Raw genomic sequence first — 15,056 nt, forward strand, 5'->3', positions numbered from 1 at the left:
GCCACGCCCGCTGCCGTGCCGGGCGGGCAGTTATCTGGCGTCGGCGGGTGCCACCTCCAGCTCCAGCTGGTTTTCTGCCAGCGTTTTACCCTGTGCGTCGATAAGCCAGGTCTGCACCCGCAGCGGAGTAGCGCTGACGGGGGTGAGCGGCACATCAAGCACGTTACTGCCGGTATCAGCCGCCGCCGCGACCTGCCGTTCACCGCGCGCGAGCAGATGACCCTGCTGAGTGGCGCGCCAGCGCAGCGTAAGCGCCGGAAACGCCTGCGGCAGATCGTTAATTACCCAGAGTGACAGCGCGCCGGGTCTGGCGGCCTGCCAGTTCAGGGTATGCGGATCGATAGAGGGCAGCAGCGGCTGGTAGGCGCGCTGCAGGGCGTAATAGCCCGCTTTCGGCTGACGCAGGTAATCCACCACGCCCCAGTTGATTGAGGGCCAGGTTTCCACAAACATAAACTGAAACAGCGCGGTCACCGGCTGGAAGCGCTGCCGCCGGTAGCTCTCGGCAGCCACGGCGACCAGCTGCGCCTGATAGCGCTGGGTGTTTTTGATAAAGTCATGGATGTTCTTGCCCCGGCTGATGCCCGCGTTTTTAAACGTCTGGATCGGCTGGAAATTGTGATATTTCCAGCGCGTCCAGAGCGGATCGCCGGGTTCGGTTGAGGCTGGCCACCATTCGCGGCGCGGAATGATGCTCTTCAGGGTGGCCAGATCGGGCAGCGCCTGCGCACCGAACTCCGTGACGGTGGCCGTTTTCGCCGGCTCAAGCAGATTATTCAGCGTGCCAAAATACCAGCCTGCCCAGTAGTGCTCTTCCACAGCAGAGTAAGGATGCACAATGCGGCTGCGATCTTCCGCCAGCGCCTCTGCCACGCGCCGGGTCAGGGTGCGGTTAAGATCTTTATGCCAGTCGGGAAAGCGCTTCTCCATCCACGGCGAGTTAAACGGCGGCTCGTTCTGGCCGCCCCAGACCACGATAGCCGGCGAGTTGCCAAACTGCGCGGTCATGGCGCGGGTCTGCGCCACCGCGTTATCCGCAAAGGCGGCAGAGTCGTTATAGCCCCACTGCAGCGGCACATCCTGCCAGATCAGCAGGCCGCGCTCGTCAGCCGCCTCATAAAGCGCCCGGCCCGCCACGTGACCATGCACGCGGATAGCGTTAGCGTTCATCTTCTCCACCAGCGTAAAATCGCGCAGATAGCGCGCTTTGTTCATGGTGCTGAGCCACGGGGAACCGATGTAGTTGGTGCCGCGAACAAAGATCCGCCGATCGTTGATGCGCCAGCCCTGATTATTTTCCAGCGCCTCCACCTTGCGCAGACCGGTGCGGCTGCTGCGCCGATCCATCACGCCGCGATCGTCACGGAGCGTGGCGCTGACCTGATAAAGATGGGGTTTGCCGTAGCCCACCGGCCACCACAGCCGCGCCGCCGGCATCGGCAGCGTGACCTGCAGATGCGCGGGCGTATCGCCGGTCGCCTCCAGCCGTACGCGCTGCTGCAGCTCAAACGCCTGGCCGGGAAAGTTATCCGGTGTGGCGCGCAGGGTCAGCGTGACGTCAGCCGCGACCGGGGCGCGGTAGTGCAGCCCGGCAGAGAGCTGCGGCTGCGCCAGCCCCTGAGACCAGTCGGGACGCAGGATCAGCCGATCGATCGTTGCCCCCCGGCTGATGCGCAGCCGTACCGGCGCCCAGATGCCGCCGGAGTTCGCCTCCTGACCGCGATCGCTCCAGGCTCCGCCGGGACGCGTATCGTGCTGGTTCAGGATCCCTTTCATCAGGTTCTTGTGCAGCGGCCAAGTGCCCGGCGTCGCCTCGCGCGGGCTGTCGACCCGCACGGCCAGCCGGTTGTAGCGGCGCAGGCTGTCAGTGAGATCGACAGCAAAGCGCTGGAAATATCCCTCATGCTGCGCCAGCCGCCGGCCGTTGAGCCAGACGTCAGCCATGTAATCGACCCCGTCAAACTCCAGCGTCGCCCGCTGGTCCGCCTGCAGCGGCGGCAGCGAGAACTCATGGCGGTACCAGAGCGCGCCCTGATGATCGCGACCGGCGCTATACCAGTTGGCAGGGACGCGCAGCGTCGGCCATTTTCTGTCCGCTTCGCGCCAGCCCTCAAAGCCGGGCGTATTCGCGTCATGCACGCGCCATTGTCCGGCCAGCGACCAGCTGACCGGCACCTCGCTGGCTGCGGCTGCGGGCAGGCTGACTATCAGTAACAGGGACAGTAAACCACGCATCACTTCTCCTCCAGCAGGGCGCGCAGCTGCTGACGCACCCGCGTACACTCGTGTATCAGGCTTTCGCGCAGCCGGGCGGCATCGATGGCGTCACCCTGGCGGATCTGCGTTTCAGCGGTCTGCAGCGTATGGGTTAAGTCTGTGAATCCAAATATGGCGGCTTCGCCCCGCAGCTTGTGGCAGTGGCGTGACGCGCTCGTCCAGTCGCCTTCACTCAGCGCGGTCAGCAGCTGCGTTTCGATCTCCGTCAGCGAATCGGCAAACAGCAGCAGCAGTTCGTGCAGCAGCGTCGCGTCCAGCCCAAGCTGCTGCGCCAGCGCGGCGGCGTTGCCGGCTGGCGCAGGCGTGTCGCCTGCCGCCGGGTCAGGCAGCGCCATGACCCGGCTGATCTCCTGATGCAGCATCTCCTGGCTAACCGGCTTGGCGACGTAGCCATCAAAGCCATTCTGCAGGCAGTACTCCTGGTCGCCTTTCATCGCGTGCGCCGTCATGGCAATGATGCGCTGGTGGCGGGGCGGCGATGCGGCGGCTTCACGTTCGCGGATCAGACGCGTCGCTTTTTCACCATCCAGCTCCGGCATCTGCAGATCCATCAGCACCAGGTCCCAGCCATCCTGCTCCAGCAGCGTCAGCGCCTCCAGCCCGTTACCGGCGATGGCGAACTCATGACCGAGCCGGGTGAGGAAATGGGCGGCAAGCTTTTGATTCACCAGATTGTCCTCGGCAAGCAGAATGCGCAGCGCCTGCGTGGCGGGGTCGGCCACGGGGCTGGCCGGCGCACTTTCCGCACTGCTGGCGGGCTGGCGCTGCCCGGAGGCACCCGCCAGCGCGTCATAGAGCTCACGCTGATCGATCGGTTTAGCCAGAAACTTATTCACGCCGAGCTGCCGCAGCTGTTCTGCATCCATCGCCCGGCTCATTGAACTGAGCATAATAATCTGACTGGTTGCCAGCTGCGGGTTTGCCCGGATCTCCCGCGCCAGGTCAAGGCCATCCCGATCGGGCATCTGCGCATCCAGCAGGATCAGCGGAAAGTCCGGCTGCGCCTGCAGCAGCGCCAGCGCATCGGCGGCGCTGGCGGCGAGGCTGGGCTGCAGACCCATATTGCGCAGCATGTCGCTCAGCAGATGGCGGTTAGTGGCGTTGTCATCCACCACCAGTACCGGTAACGGTGCCAGGCGCGGCGAATGCCGCACCGGATCGCTCTCTGTCTCTGCCGGCAATGGCAGAGAGAAGGTAAACGTGCTGCCGCGCCCCGGTTCACTCTGTACGGTCAGCGAACCGCCCAGCCGCTCCACCAGCCGGGCAGAGATGGTCAGCCCGAGCCCGGTGCCGCCATATTTGCGGGTGGTCGAGGTGTCTGCCTGGCTGAACGATTCAAATATAAGCTGCTGCTTCTCCGGTGGAATACCGATGCCGGTGTCGCGCACCTGAAAGCGCAGCCGGTTGTGCGTGGCATCGCGCGTCACGGCCAGTTCAACCTCGCCCTGATGGGTAAACTTCAGCGCGTTGCTGATGAGATTGGTCAGGATCTGGCGCAGGCGTACGGTGTCAGCGAGAAAGGTGGCGGGAACATCCGGGGTGACGTTAATCAGCAGCTCCAGCGCTTTTTCGCTGGCGGCCGGCATCAGCGGCCGCGCCACGGCGTGCAGGAACGGGCGGATCTCAAACCGCTCTTCATCCAGCTCAATTTTTCCCGCCTCTATTTTGGAGTAGTCGAGAATATCGTTAATGATGCGCAGCAGGGTGTGGGCTGAGTGATAGACCAGCGTCATGTACTCGCGCTGCTCCGCAGTCAGCCGGGTGTCGAGACAGAGCTGGGTCATACCCAGAATGCCGTTCATCGGCGTGCGGATCTCATGGCTCATGTTCGCCAGAAACGCGCTTTTGGCTTCATTGGCCGCGTGCGCAGCGGCAATCGCCTGCAGCGAGAGCTGCTCTGCCTCTTTGCGCTTGGTAATATCCTGCAGCGTGCCAATGACGCGCTCCGTCTCGCCGCTGACCGTGACGCTGGCCACCTGACCGGACAGCAGCATCCAGCGATAGTTGCCGCTGCGGTGCAGCAGGCGAATTTCCCGTTCAAATACCGGCAGCTGTTTGTTGCTGGCGGAGGCAAACAGCTGCTGCAGCGGCTCGCGATCGTCCGGGTGCAGCAGCGTATCGAGAAAAGTGGCGCTGTAGTGCCAGGTTTCACGCGGATAGCCCAGCATATTGAGCAGCGCATCGTTGACCTGCAGCAGATCGTGCTGCTGCTGCCAGTCCCAGATGCCAATCTGGGTCGATTCCGCCGCCAGCACAAAGTCAGCGTGCAGCTGCCGCCGCGATGCGTCAATCAGCGTATAGCCCGAGACGTCAATATGCAGACTGACGATGCCGCCTTCAGGCGTGCGGTTATGCTGGACAAACACCTGCCGGTTAGCGATGCGCCGCATCTCACTGTGATTGTCGAGCCGGCAGCGGCTTATCAGGTTATCGATCATCGCCTGACGGCTGCGGTCATCCTCTGTCATGTAGGCGGAAGCGATAAAATCCTGCGCCAGCTCGGTCAGCGTCATGCCGACGCGGATCCGCTGCTCCATTCCGGGGTAGAAACAGACTACCTGCTGGTTATACGCCACCAGCCGCTCCTGTGCGTCATACATCAGCACCGCGGCGCGCAGGGAATCGAGCGCTTTGGGTAACAGGCTTTCCGGCATCAGTTTCTCCTTATTCTTCGGCCAGCGGGGCGGTGACCGGCAGACAGCGCTGCGGCACACGGAACGGATCGGCCAGCTGCTGACGGAAAAACTGGCGGTTCTCGCTATTTCTGCTGTCGATCAGCGGCTTCATGTGGGTTTTGAAAAGCAGCGCTTCCAGTACTGTGGCGTTGGTAGAGAGCGTGATAGCGCGGTTGTACTCCCCGGTCGCCTCGGTGCGGCCTTCATACCAGCCGCGCGCCGGATCGTACTGCAGCCGGGTGGTGCGCATCAGCGCATCGGTAAACGGCGTGTCCCAGAGCGCCCAGAGGCCAAATACCGCGCGGGTGGAGACCTGCGCCAGCGTCGGCACCCATTTATTGTCATCGGTCAGCGTGTTCCAGGCGTAGCCGTTAGCGAAAATGGTGTCGTTAACGTGCCACGGCGCGACGTTCAGGGCGAAATCGCTGCGGGCGGTTAAAATGCCCTGACGCTGCCAGCGACGCTCCTGCACCTGATAGACCAGGCTGGCGCGCTGGCGCTGCTGCCGGATCTGCGCGCGGTCGGCGCCCGGCAGCTGCCAGCCATACTCCATTCCGCTCAGCACCCAGGGCAGCGTGGTAAGGGCGGCGGGCGTCCAGGTGGTGCGGGGATCGCGGCTGTCGATATCCAGCGCCAGCCCGTCGATAATGACGTGCTGCGCCGGAGGCTGCAGCGACTGCTGGTTAGCAAAGCCCCACAGCCCGAAACCAGCGGCGCTGTATTCGCTGTCGCCCAGCCGCCCCTCTGGCTGGATGCGCATCTGCTGCTGCTGCCACATGCCCGCACTGAGCTGGCCCTGCTTATCCACCACCGGGCAGAAGTTCCAGCGCAGGATAATGCGCTGCAGATATTCCCCGTACTGCGGGTGAAACGTTGCGACCACCTGCAGCGCCATCATCAGACGCGCCATGTCGCGTGAGGACCAGCCGATCACCTGTGGCGTATTGCTGTAGCCCACCATCGACAGCGTCCGGCTGTTATAAAGCAGATTGGGCACGCCGCTCTGGGTGAGCGGAAGGCGATTGAGGCTGCCGAGCAGCTGACTGAGCTGGTGGTCAAAACGGCGATCGTCGATAAGCTGCAGTTCGCGCGCAGCCGTGAGCGCAATCAGGGTATCGCCCATCTGCCACAGGCTGACCACCGGCCGCCGGTCGCTGCCGCTAACCAGACCGCTGTTCGCCTCGCTGTTATTCTCAAAGTAGCGCCAGGCCACCGCGGCCCAGCGCTGCTCTTCAGGCGTCAGCGCGCCGGTGCGGGCGGTGGTGTGCCAGCCGCCGTTCACCAGCCAGCGCCAGCCGTCTCCCTCGTGACGCAGCAGCAGCCAGGCCCCGAGCGCCAGCAGCAGAGCCACGACCAGACCGGTGATACGCACTAGGGTTTTAGGCATGAGGTCGCTACCGGCGGAAGTTTAACGGGCGCACTGCTGTCGCAGCGGGCGCATTTGCAGGCGCTGCACTTCGGTGCGCTGCGCACGGCGGTCCCGCTCTGATCGCACCAGGTTTTTATGCCGGGCGTCACCTCCAGGAAAGGCCGGTTGCGACGCGTGTTGTTCTCTTCAAACAGATCTACCAGGCGCTTTTCCCACAGGGAGGGCGCATAGCTGCGGCTGCGCGCATCGTTAGTGTTAAAGCGCAGCAGCTTGCCCTGTTTTTTGAACAGCAGCGCTTCCAGCATGATGCCGTTGTTGTTGGCGGTGAACTCTTTGATCGGGCCGTCGCCATTCTCATAGAGCCCTTCGTAGTAGCCTTTGTCTTTCTCATCGGCGTTTTCAATCGCGTCAAACAGGCGATCGGTATAAGGGGAGTTCCACAGCACCCACATGCCGAGTGCGGCCTTCAGCGAAACAGCCGCCACATTGGGCACATACTGGCCTTTATCGGTGATGGTGTTCCAGTTGAAGCCGTCGCTGAAGACGGTGTCATAGACAAAGTAGGGGGATTTATCGAGCTGGTGTTCGGAGCGCGCCGTCAGGGTACCGGTGATCATGTAGCGGTTCTCCTGCGCCTGATAGACCCGATCGGCGAAGTTCTTCATCCACGGATGAGAGTGGTTGTTGGGGCGCGCTTCACGATCGTCGCTGTTGTCCCAGCCCATCTCCAGGCCATGCAGCAGATAGGATTCGGTAACCACGTAGTTATGCTGATTGGTCAGCCGCGGATCGCGCGAGTCGTAGGGCACCAGCACGCAGTAGATATCCGCCAGCGCATAAGGCTCAGGCCGGCTCGCCTGACAGGTGGTAAATCCCCACAGCTGATAGCCCGCCGCCGCATACTCTTCATAGCCAAGCCGGCCCTCCTGTACGTACTGAGGCTGCTTCTGCTTATTGAGATAGGCGCCATAGAGCGTGCCGCACTCATCCACCACGTGGGTAAAGTCCCAGCCGAGCACGACGTTATCAATGCTGTTGCCATGCTCCGGATAGCGCTCTTTGATAATCTTCAGCCAGAGCAGCATGCGGCCAATATCGATAGCGGAGAAGCCTATCTCGCCCGGTTTGTTCAGGTAATCGACTTTCTGCCCGGTAATGGTGTTATAGGCTTTGTTTGGCACCTGGTTCTGAAACAGCACCAGCTTGTTCAGCGTGGCGATAAACTGCAAAAAGCGGCGATCAAACTCCGCTTTATCAATGATCCCCAGCTCGCGTGCTGCCGTCAGCGCGGCGAGGTAAGAGCCGCTGTCCCACATGGTGGTGGAGGGGTATTTATTCACCGCGTTGACCAGACCGGTAGTGGGCTGATAGTTGGCGACAAAATAGGACCAGGCGTTGCGCGCCACCTGCATCTCCCGCGCGGTCAGCTCGCCGTGGCGGCTTTTATAGTCGGAGGCGGGCAGGCTGACGGCCGCCTGCAGCGGCAGCATCCACAGGGTCAGCAGCAGCGTCAGCCCCGCCAGGCCAGCGTGTTGTAGCGATAGCACTTTCATCGTTCTTGCTCCTTGTTGCGTGCGGTTGCGGGGGGCTGAGACAGGCAGCCCAGGCAGAGCAGCTGTCCGTGGGCGATATAGGAGAGGCTCTCCAGCACCATCGCGTTGGTATCGGCATTCAGGGCAGCGTTCACGCTGCCGTCAGGGTTAAATCCCGCCTGCCAGCCTTTGCCGGGCACCAGCAGCGGCAGCATCTGCTGGCGCAGCGCGTCGCTCCAGCGATTGCGGAACAGGGCATACCAGGCAAAGGCGGTACGGACCGAGAGCAGCGCCTGGTTGGGCAGCGGGGCGACGGTATGCTGTGGTGCGCCGCGCTGCGGCTGTCGGCCCGGCAGCGCCGCATTGAAATCGGGTGCCTGTTCGGCGTAGTCGGCGCTGATATCCCCCCGTGAGTCAGGTTTGCCGGTGCGCTGCTGCAGGATCTGCATAATGCGCCAGCTGATCTCACCGCTGCGCGCGTCAAATCCCTGCTCCAGCCCGGTCAGCAGATAGGGCGAGCTGATGAGCGACGGCTGCTTGCCCCACGGCGTGCGGATCCCTTCATCAGGCACCGCATGCCCCTCGATCTCAATCATCTTGAGTCCGTCCGGCGGCTGACTGACCGCCAGTCCCGCGGTGCTGTTGATCAGCCGCAGCACGCTGCCCGCATAGAGACGGTAGCCGTAGCTGCCGCGCGGGTCGTCGCTGCGGATCACCCAGCGATTGACCGGCAGGCTGGCACCCTGCGGACCGCTGCTCTGCAGCAGCGCATTCAGCTGCCAGCCCGCCAGCAGCTGCTGTACGGCGGCAGCGTGCTGCGGATAGCGCCACAGCAGGATCTGCAGCGGCATCAGCAGACGGCCCATATCGATAGCGGAGCCGGGGCGCGCCGGATCCTGGTCGAGCGGGGTCAGGGTTTCAGCCTGATAAAAAGCGGCGGGAAGTTTATCCGGCTGCAGCGGCAGCCTGCCCAGCGCCTCAAGCGCGGAGCCGATGCGGTCGTCAAACTCAGCGGCGTCAATCACCTCCAGCTGGCGGGCAGCAATGGTTGCCAGCAGATAGCTGCCGCTGCTCCACAGGCTCAGCCAGGGGTTATCCGCTTCCGCGTTAGCCAGCCCGTTGGGCTGCGTGTTATTGACAAAGTATTGCCACGCCACGCGTGCCCACACCGCCTCCTCAAACGTCAGCTCGCGCGTCTCCGGCAGCGCGGGAAAACTTTCGCTGAGGATAATTCCATCGGTGGTTTCCGTGCGGGTGGGCATCTGATGTTCAACCCACAGCACAATGGCAAAGCCGATCAGAAAGCCGATCAGAATGGTGAGATAGCTGCGTGCGCTATAGAGTCCCGCTTTAAGGCTCATGGTCTGCCGTCTCCTGTGCCGGCGGCGTCCAGAGCGCAGCCATAATCATAGGCAGCATCGCCGCAATGTTGACGGCTCCCCAGAAAATGTTGATGACGTAACCCGAAGGGTCATCGACGTTGCCGCGCGCTACCTGTATACCGCCCCAGATAAGCCCGAGCAGCGTCAGCGCCACAATCGCCAGCTGCGGCTTCACCAGGTAGAGAAAACGCCCGCTCTGCCGCTCCTTTGGCGTGACGTGAAACTTGATTTTTTCCCCGCGCAGCACCGTACCGAGCGCCCGCAGGTTGACAGAGAAGAACGCCAGATAAGAGGCGCGACCGTCCCACGCGGAGAGCCCCCAGGTGCCGAACATAAAGGCGAGCTCAGAGACGATAAAGAACGGCAGAAAATGCAGGTAAAAAGGCGTTGAGTAAGCGGCCACCGGCGGAATACCGGTAAACAGATAGATCAGCGGCGAGATAAGAAACACCGTGTTCCAGATGCAGGCCAGGTAGGACCAGAACGTTGTACCATACATCAGCGTTTGTGCCGCGCTCAGCTTAAAGCGGCGGCGGCTGAAAATTTTGTCATGAAACAGAATATCCAGCGAACCCGCAGCGTACTTAAAGCGCTGGATCATCCACGTCAGCAGATCCTGCGGCGAGAGCATTTTGGATTCAATGCCCGGATGCATCACCGAACGCCAGCGGCGACCGGCGTCACCGTGCAGTACGATTGAGGTATAGATATCTTCAGAGACGTGGAATTTATAGGGCGTTAGCTCCGTGTCGGCAATAATGTGCGGTCGCATCGCCTGTGACAGCGCCTGACGCGTCTCCTCATCGCGGATATCCTGCGTAAAGCGCGCAATCTCTTCCTCCACGTTAAACGCGTAGCTGCGCAGGGCGGCCTGCATAACGGCTTCGCGCCGGTGGACAGAGGCGGCACCGCAGCAGAACGCCGCGTTGGCCGCATTGCGGCGGCGCAGGATCACGTCGTAGAACATACGCGGATCGTTAAAGAAGGGATCGCTGCCCACGGTAAGCGGGCCAAACAGCTTTTCACTCAGGCTGCCAAGCAGCCAGCCGGGCCAGCCGGTCCGGCGCCGCAGCCATGCCGGCAGACGCTCACCTTCAGGCAGGTCATAAAACCACTGCGGCGTCTGCACCCAGGCGACGTCCGGATCGCGGAAATAGCCCAGCGTGTGCACCAGCAGCGTCGGGAAAACACGGGTATCCGCATCGCAGATCACCAGAAAATCGCCGTCAGTGTGCTCCATGCCGTTGCGGATATTGCCCGCCTTGAACCCGGTGTTGTTGTCGCGGGTAATGTAATTGACACCTTCCTGCTCACACACCGCGCGCATCTCCGGGCGACGACCATCGTCCAGCACGTGCACCTTGTAATCGATAGCGGCGGGATAGTGCACCTTACAGGCATCCTGAATCGACAGCCTGACCAGCTCCGGATCTTCTGAGTAGGTCGCAATAAACAGGTCAACCCGGATGGGACGCGATGCGGACTGTTCCGCCGGCAGCAGACACTGGTTAATCTCCTCCGGCGCAGGCGGACAGGGCGGATCTTTCTCCTGCCAGATGTTGATAGTGAACAGCAGTGTGCCAAACCAGGCGCAGGTCTCTGCCAGCGCCAGCGGCACCGCATACCAGAGCGCATCAGGGTTCAGCGAGGACATCCAGCGCCAGCGAATGTAGTTTGCGCCCAGAATCAGTCCGGCAACGGCCAGCACCTGCCAGCAGATAATAACCCAGCGCGGTGTCTGCAGCGCCGGAGGGGGACGACGCTGTTCAAAACGGGAAAAGTAGTGGTCCATGGCATCCTGTCTCACATCCTGCAAAAAAGGGCATCTGACCTGGTGAACGCGTTAAGGCAAGCTAAATGAATGAATAATATTAAAACAGATCACTAAAATTTATTATTTGCGTCTGGCTTTCTGTTGCTGACGTTTACAGAACATGACGATATAAGAAAAGATATAGCTGGCAAACTGCGGTTTTAACAGCTTATTTAGCGCTATATTTGCTAAAAGGTGATTTATTACACAGTGGGGCTACACTTTTCCTTACATCTGAAATATATATTATATTAATGTTTTTACTCATCCTTTATCAGCAGGACTAATGCGTTATGAGCGAATCTGCCGTCGCGGCTGCGCCGTCTGTCACCGTGCCGCACACATGGCGTTATGCTGTGCCTGGCCGGCGCGATCTGCGCATTGATATGCTGCGCGGGATTGCGCTGGTGATGATGGTCGTGGCTCATACTGAACTGCTCTCTGCGATCAATATCTTTACCTGGGAGCGGTTTGGCCTGACTACGGGGGCTGAAGGGTTTGTCATCCTTTCCGGCTTTATGCTCGGTATGCTCAACCGGCAGCGGCTGCAAAAAGAGGTGCTGCTGACGATTGGCTGGACGCTATGGCGGCGGGCCGGGAAGATCTATCTGGTGAATATCGTCATTGTGCTGCTGATTTTGCTGCTCTCCGCGCTGCCGCTGATTAACACCTTTGAGGTTACGCACTTTGTCGATCGCTATTCCGGTACGGTCTGGGCGCTGTTTCCCGCTACGCCGCAGATCAAAGAGACCTGGTTTAATATTGTGCTTTACCTGCAGATAGGCCCTCATCAGACGCAGATCCTGGGTCTCTATATCTGCCTGCTGCTGGTCAGCCCGCTGTTCCTCTGGCTGCTGCAGACGCGACGCGCGGGCTGGCTTATCGCTGCTTCGCTGCTTGGCTATCTCGCTTACCAGCGCTGGCCGCTGCGGCTGACGGTTTCCGAGTTTGAATTCGCCTTTCCCTTACTGGCGTGGCAGCTGATCTACGTGCTGGGCATGTGCTGCGGCTGGTTTAAAGATGAGCTGACCTCGCTGGCGCGCACCCCGGCAGGCTATGTGGTGATCACGCTGATGGTGATTTATGCGCTGGTGATGATGTTTGTTGCGCAGAACCATACCAATCCGTTTATGCCGCCGGCGCTGCTGCTGCACATCATCCCGCCCGCCGATTTTAACTGGTTTTATCACCATCTCGCCGCCAAGAACGCGCTGGGACCGTGTCGGGTCATCAACGACTTCTGCCTGATTCTGCTGGTCTATCTGATCCTTACCCGCTGCTGGTGGCCCATCAATAAAGTGGCGGGCTGGTTTCTGATCCCGCTTGGTCAGCATTCGCTTTACACCTTTATCCTGCACGTGTTTGTGGTGCTGGGCGTCAGCCAGTTTGTCACTTTTGATCTGTGGCAGCAGGCGTGGCTGCGCAACACCGCTATCCATCTGGGCGCACTCGGCCTGCTGTGGTGGATGGCTAAAAAAGAGATTGGCGGGCGTTTTATTCCTAATTGATCGGAGACATCAGATGGAATTCGGGCAGCGGGCAGGGATAACGTGCGGTGTGTTCATGCTGGTGGCAGGCACGTTTAACGCCTCAGCGGCAGAGACCGGCTCGGATAAAGGGGCTGGAGCAGAGAGCAGTGAGCCGATTCAGGCGGGCGTGTTTACCAGCCGCTGGGGACGACTCTTTTCCGGTAACAAAGATACCTTCTCCGGCGCGCTGAGTTTTTCCAGCGGGCTGAAAGAGCAGTGGCTGACCATCCCGAACGGCTCTGAATCTGCGCAGCAAAAAAAGAAGATCAATCAGCTGCTGAACCTGAGCCTGCAGTATTCACCTTACAGCTACTGGTTTGCTAACGTCACCCTGCGCGCACCGATCACCGATTTTGACCGCTACACCACCGATTTCCGCTACAGCTTTGGCTATGACGACTGGCATGCCAACACCTTTAGCCTGGTCTACAGCAACTATGGCGATAACCATCTGTTTCCCTCCGGCACTAAGCGCTTTACCTACTTTGAGCAGGGGGCATTTACGTTTGCCTATAAATTTTCGCTGCCCAAACCCCTTGAGCGTCACCTGCTGATTAACGACGGGGATGCGCTGACCTGCCAGCTCGGCTACAGCTGGGTGCCGCGCTACTATTCGCTGGCGGATAACGATCTGCGCGCCAACAAGCAGGTCATGCTGGGCGGCTGCGGTTACACCTTTAAACAGCACTTCTTCGTCCGCGCCACCGCGTTCTGGTATCCGCACGCCAGCCAGCAGCAGCCGTGGAACGGAGATTACAGCTACAGCTTTGGCTATGCCGGCTATACGCCTGGCTCGTTCTCGTTGCAGTACAGCAACTATAGCGGTACCCGCTTTCCCGGCAGAAGCAGTGCGAATGCAAAGTTTCGTGAAGGCACGGTATCTCTGATCTGGTTCCTGCCGTTTTAGGAAGGTATATATGCAGCCCGTTTCCGCCCAGTCGGTACTGATTGTTGATGATGCGCTTACCTGGCGTAAGCTGCTGGCCGGTCTGCTACGGCAGTGGGGCTATCACGTGCTGGAAGCTGAAGAGGGTGAGCAGGCGCTGGCGCTGCTGCGGCAGCATCCGGTTAATCTGCTGATCAGCGACTGGGAGATGCCGGTCATGGACGGGCTGACGCTGTGCCGTCAGGTGCGCCAGCAGTTCCGGCAGCGTTATATCTATGTGATCCTGCTGACGGTACGTGAAAGCACCGACGATCTACGCGCCGGCTTCGCCGCCGGTGCGGATGATTTTCTGCGCAAGCCGGTAAACCGGGTCGAGCTGCAGGCGCGCCTGCATGCCGGAGAGCGCATTCTGCAGCTGGAGTCGACGCTGGAGAGCCGCAATCAGAGCCTGCAGCAGGCGCTGCAGCAGATTGAGACCGACCTGCAGGCTGCCGCCGCGCTGCAGCGCAGCATATTACCGCCGCACGCCATTCATCACGCCGGCTGGTTTGCCGACTGGCTGTTTATACCTTCGGCCTGGGTTTCGGGCGATATTTTTCATTTTTTTCCGCTGGACGGGCAGGCGCTCGGTTTTTACAGCGTCGATGTCTCCGGGCATGGCGTGTCGGCGGCAATGATGTCGGTAGCGGTGGCGCGCCAGTTTCTGCATGGCCGTACGGTAGAGCGGTTTCTCTATAGCGGCGAGACGATTACGCCGCCCGCCGACGTGGTGGCGATACTGAATGAGCGCTTTGTGGCGCAAAGCAGCGACGTAACCAGCTATTTCACTATGGTGTATGGCGCGATTGATCGTCAGAGCGGTGCCGGACGACTCTGTCAGGCCGGGCATCCGCCACCGCTCATTGTGGCGCGCGATGGCACAATCCGCATCGTCGGTGAGGGCGGTGCGCCGGTCGGGCTGCTTAACGATCTGAGCTGGGAGGAGGTGAGTTTTACGCTGGCCCCCGGCGAGCGGCTCTGCCTCTACAGCGATGGCATTACAGAGTGTGAAAATCCACAGCAGGAGATGTTTGGCATGGCGCGGCTGCAGGCGCTGCTCGCGGAGCAGGCTTGCCAGCCGGCAGAGAGTCTGCTGCAGACGCTGCACCAGCAGCTTAACCGCTGGCGTGACCTGCCCGCTGACAGTACCGCACCGGCAGGCGACGATATCTCACTGCTGGTTATTGAACATCTGAACCCGGACGAACAGGAGTCTGCACATGAAGTTTGAATCTGACACCGTCGATAACACCCGCATTCTGACCCCGGTGGTACGACGACTGGACGCCGCCGTTGCGCTGCCCTTTAAGCAGCAGGTGCTGGAGGAGATCCGGCAGGGCACGCGCGCGCTGATCCTCGACTTTTCACGCGTGGATTTCATCGACAGCAGCTGTCTGGGCGCGCTGATCTCTATCCTGAAATCACTTAACGGCGGCCAGCTGATGCTGTGTGCCCTGAACAGCAACATCAAAAGTATGTTCACGCTGACCCGGATGGACCGGGTCTTTACGCTGTGCGCCGATCGCGAAGAGGCGCTGCGTACGCTGCAATAAG

General features: G+C 60.8%; 10 protein-coding genes. 4 read left to right on the top strand and 6 right to left on the bottom strand.

Annotated features, from left to right (window positions below):
• Nucleotides 1-30 precede the first annotated feature (30 nt).
• From C1Y41_RS04925 to C1Y41_RS04950, 6 genes are read right to left on the bottom strand one after another with little or no spacing between them, the layout of a single operon-like run.
• Nucleotides 31-2,235 (bottom strand): sugar-binding domain-containing protein, encoded by a 2,205-nt coding sequence (locus C1Y41_RS04925; protein WP_104084962.1) that lies wholly within the window; start codon nucleotides 2,233-2,235, stop codon nucleotides 31-33.
• Nucleotides 2,235-4,931 (bottom strand): response regulator, encoded by a 2,697-nt coding sequence (locus tag C1Y41_RS04930; RefSeq protein WP_104084963.1) that lies wholly within the window; start codon nucleotides 4,929-4,931, stop codon nucleotides 2,235-2,237. The genes C1Y41_RS04925 and C1Y41_RS04930 overlap by 1 nt, the downstream gene beginning before the upstream one ends.
• A gap of 10 nt (nucleotides 4,932-4,941) precedes the next feature.
• Nucleotides 4,942-6,339, bottom strand: coding sequence for a DUF3131 domain-containing protein (locus C1Y41_RS04935; RefSeq protein ID WP_039384347.1), 1,398 nt, complete (start codon nucleotides 6,337-6,339; stop codon nucleotides 4,942-4,944).
• Entirely contained in the window at nucleotides 6,324-7,811 is a 1,488-nt protein-coding gene (locus C1Y41_RS04940) for a DUF3131 domain-containing protein (RefSeq protein ID WP_233207424.1), read from the bottom strand. Before C1Y41_RS04940 ends, C1Y41_RS04935 begins: the two co-directional genes overlap by 16 nt.
• Nucleotides 7,812-7,870: 59 nt before the next feature.
• A complete protein-coding gene (locus C1Y41_RS04945) occupies nucleotides 7,871-9,214 on the bottom strand; it encodes a DUF3131 domain-containing protein (RefSeq protein ID WP_039384349.1) in 1,344 nt (447 codons plus the stop codon).
• Complete coding sequence (locus tag C1Y41_RS04950) at nucleotides 9,204-11,027, bottom strand: glycosyltransferase (RefSeq protein ID WP_104084965.1); 1,824 nt, start codon at nucleotides 11,025-11,027, stop codon at nucleotides 9,204-9,206. Before C1Y41_RS04950 ends, C1Y41_RS04945 begins: the two co-directional genes overlap by 11 nt.
• 314 nt (nucleotides 11,028-11,341) lie before the next feature.
• Between C1Y41_RS04950 and opgC the strand changes: the two genes are divergently transcribed.
• The 4 genes from opgC to C1Y41_RS04970 are packed head-to-tail and all read left to right on the top strand — an operon-like array spanning nucleotide 11,342 to nucleotide 15,055.
• Complete coding sequence (opgC, locus tag C1Y41_RS04955) at nucleotides 11,342-12,556, top strand: OpgC domain-containing protein (RefSeq protein ID WP_104084966.1); 1,215 nt, start codon at nucleotides 11,342-11,344, stop codon at nucleotides 12,554-12,556.
• A gap of 55 nt (nucleotides 12,557-12,611) precedes the next feature.
• Nucleotides 12,612-13,484, top strand: a complete 873-nt coding sequence (locus C1Y41_RS04960) for a hypothetical protein (RefSeq protein ID WP_233207412.1) — start codon at nucleotides 12,612-12,614, stop codon at nucleotides 13,482-13,484.
• A 10-nt stretch (nucleotides 13,485-13,494) separates the two neighbouring features.
• Nucleotides 13,495-14,733 carry a PP2C family protein-serine/threonine phosphatase gene (locus tag C1Y41_RS04965; RefSeq protein ID WP_104084967.1) on the top strand — a complete coding sequence of 413 codons (1,239 nt, stop codon included), beginning with the start codon at nucleotides 13,495-13,497 and terminating at the stop codon, nucleotides 14,731-14,733.
• Complete coding sequence (locus tag C1Y41_RS04970; RefSeq protein ID WP_104084968.1) at nucleotides 14,723-15,055, top strand: STAS domain-containing protein; 333 nt, start codon at nucleotides 14,723-14,725, stop codon at nucleotides 15,053-15,055. Before C1Y41_RS04965 ends, C1Y41_RS04970 begins: the two co-directional genes overlap by 11 nt.
• The last annotated feature ends 1 nt before the right edge of the window (nucleotide 15,056 follow it).

It is taken from the genome of Pantoea sp. ICBG 1758 (assembly GCF_002928325.1).
In the GTDB taxonomy this organism is placed as follows: Bacteria; Pseudomonadota; Gammaproteobacteria; order Enterobacterales; family Enterobacteriaceae; genus Pantoea; species Pantoea eucrina.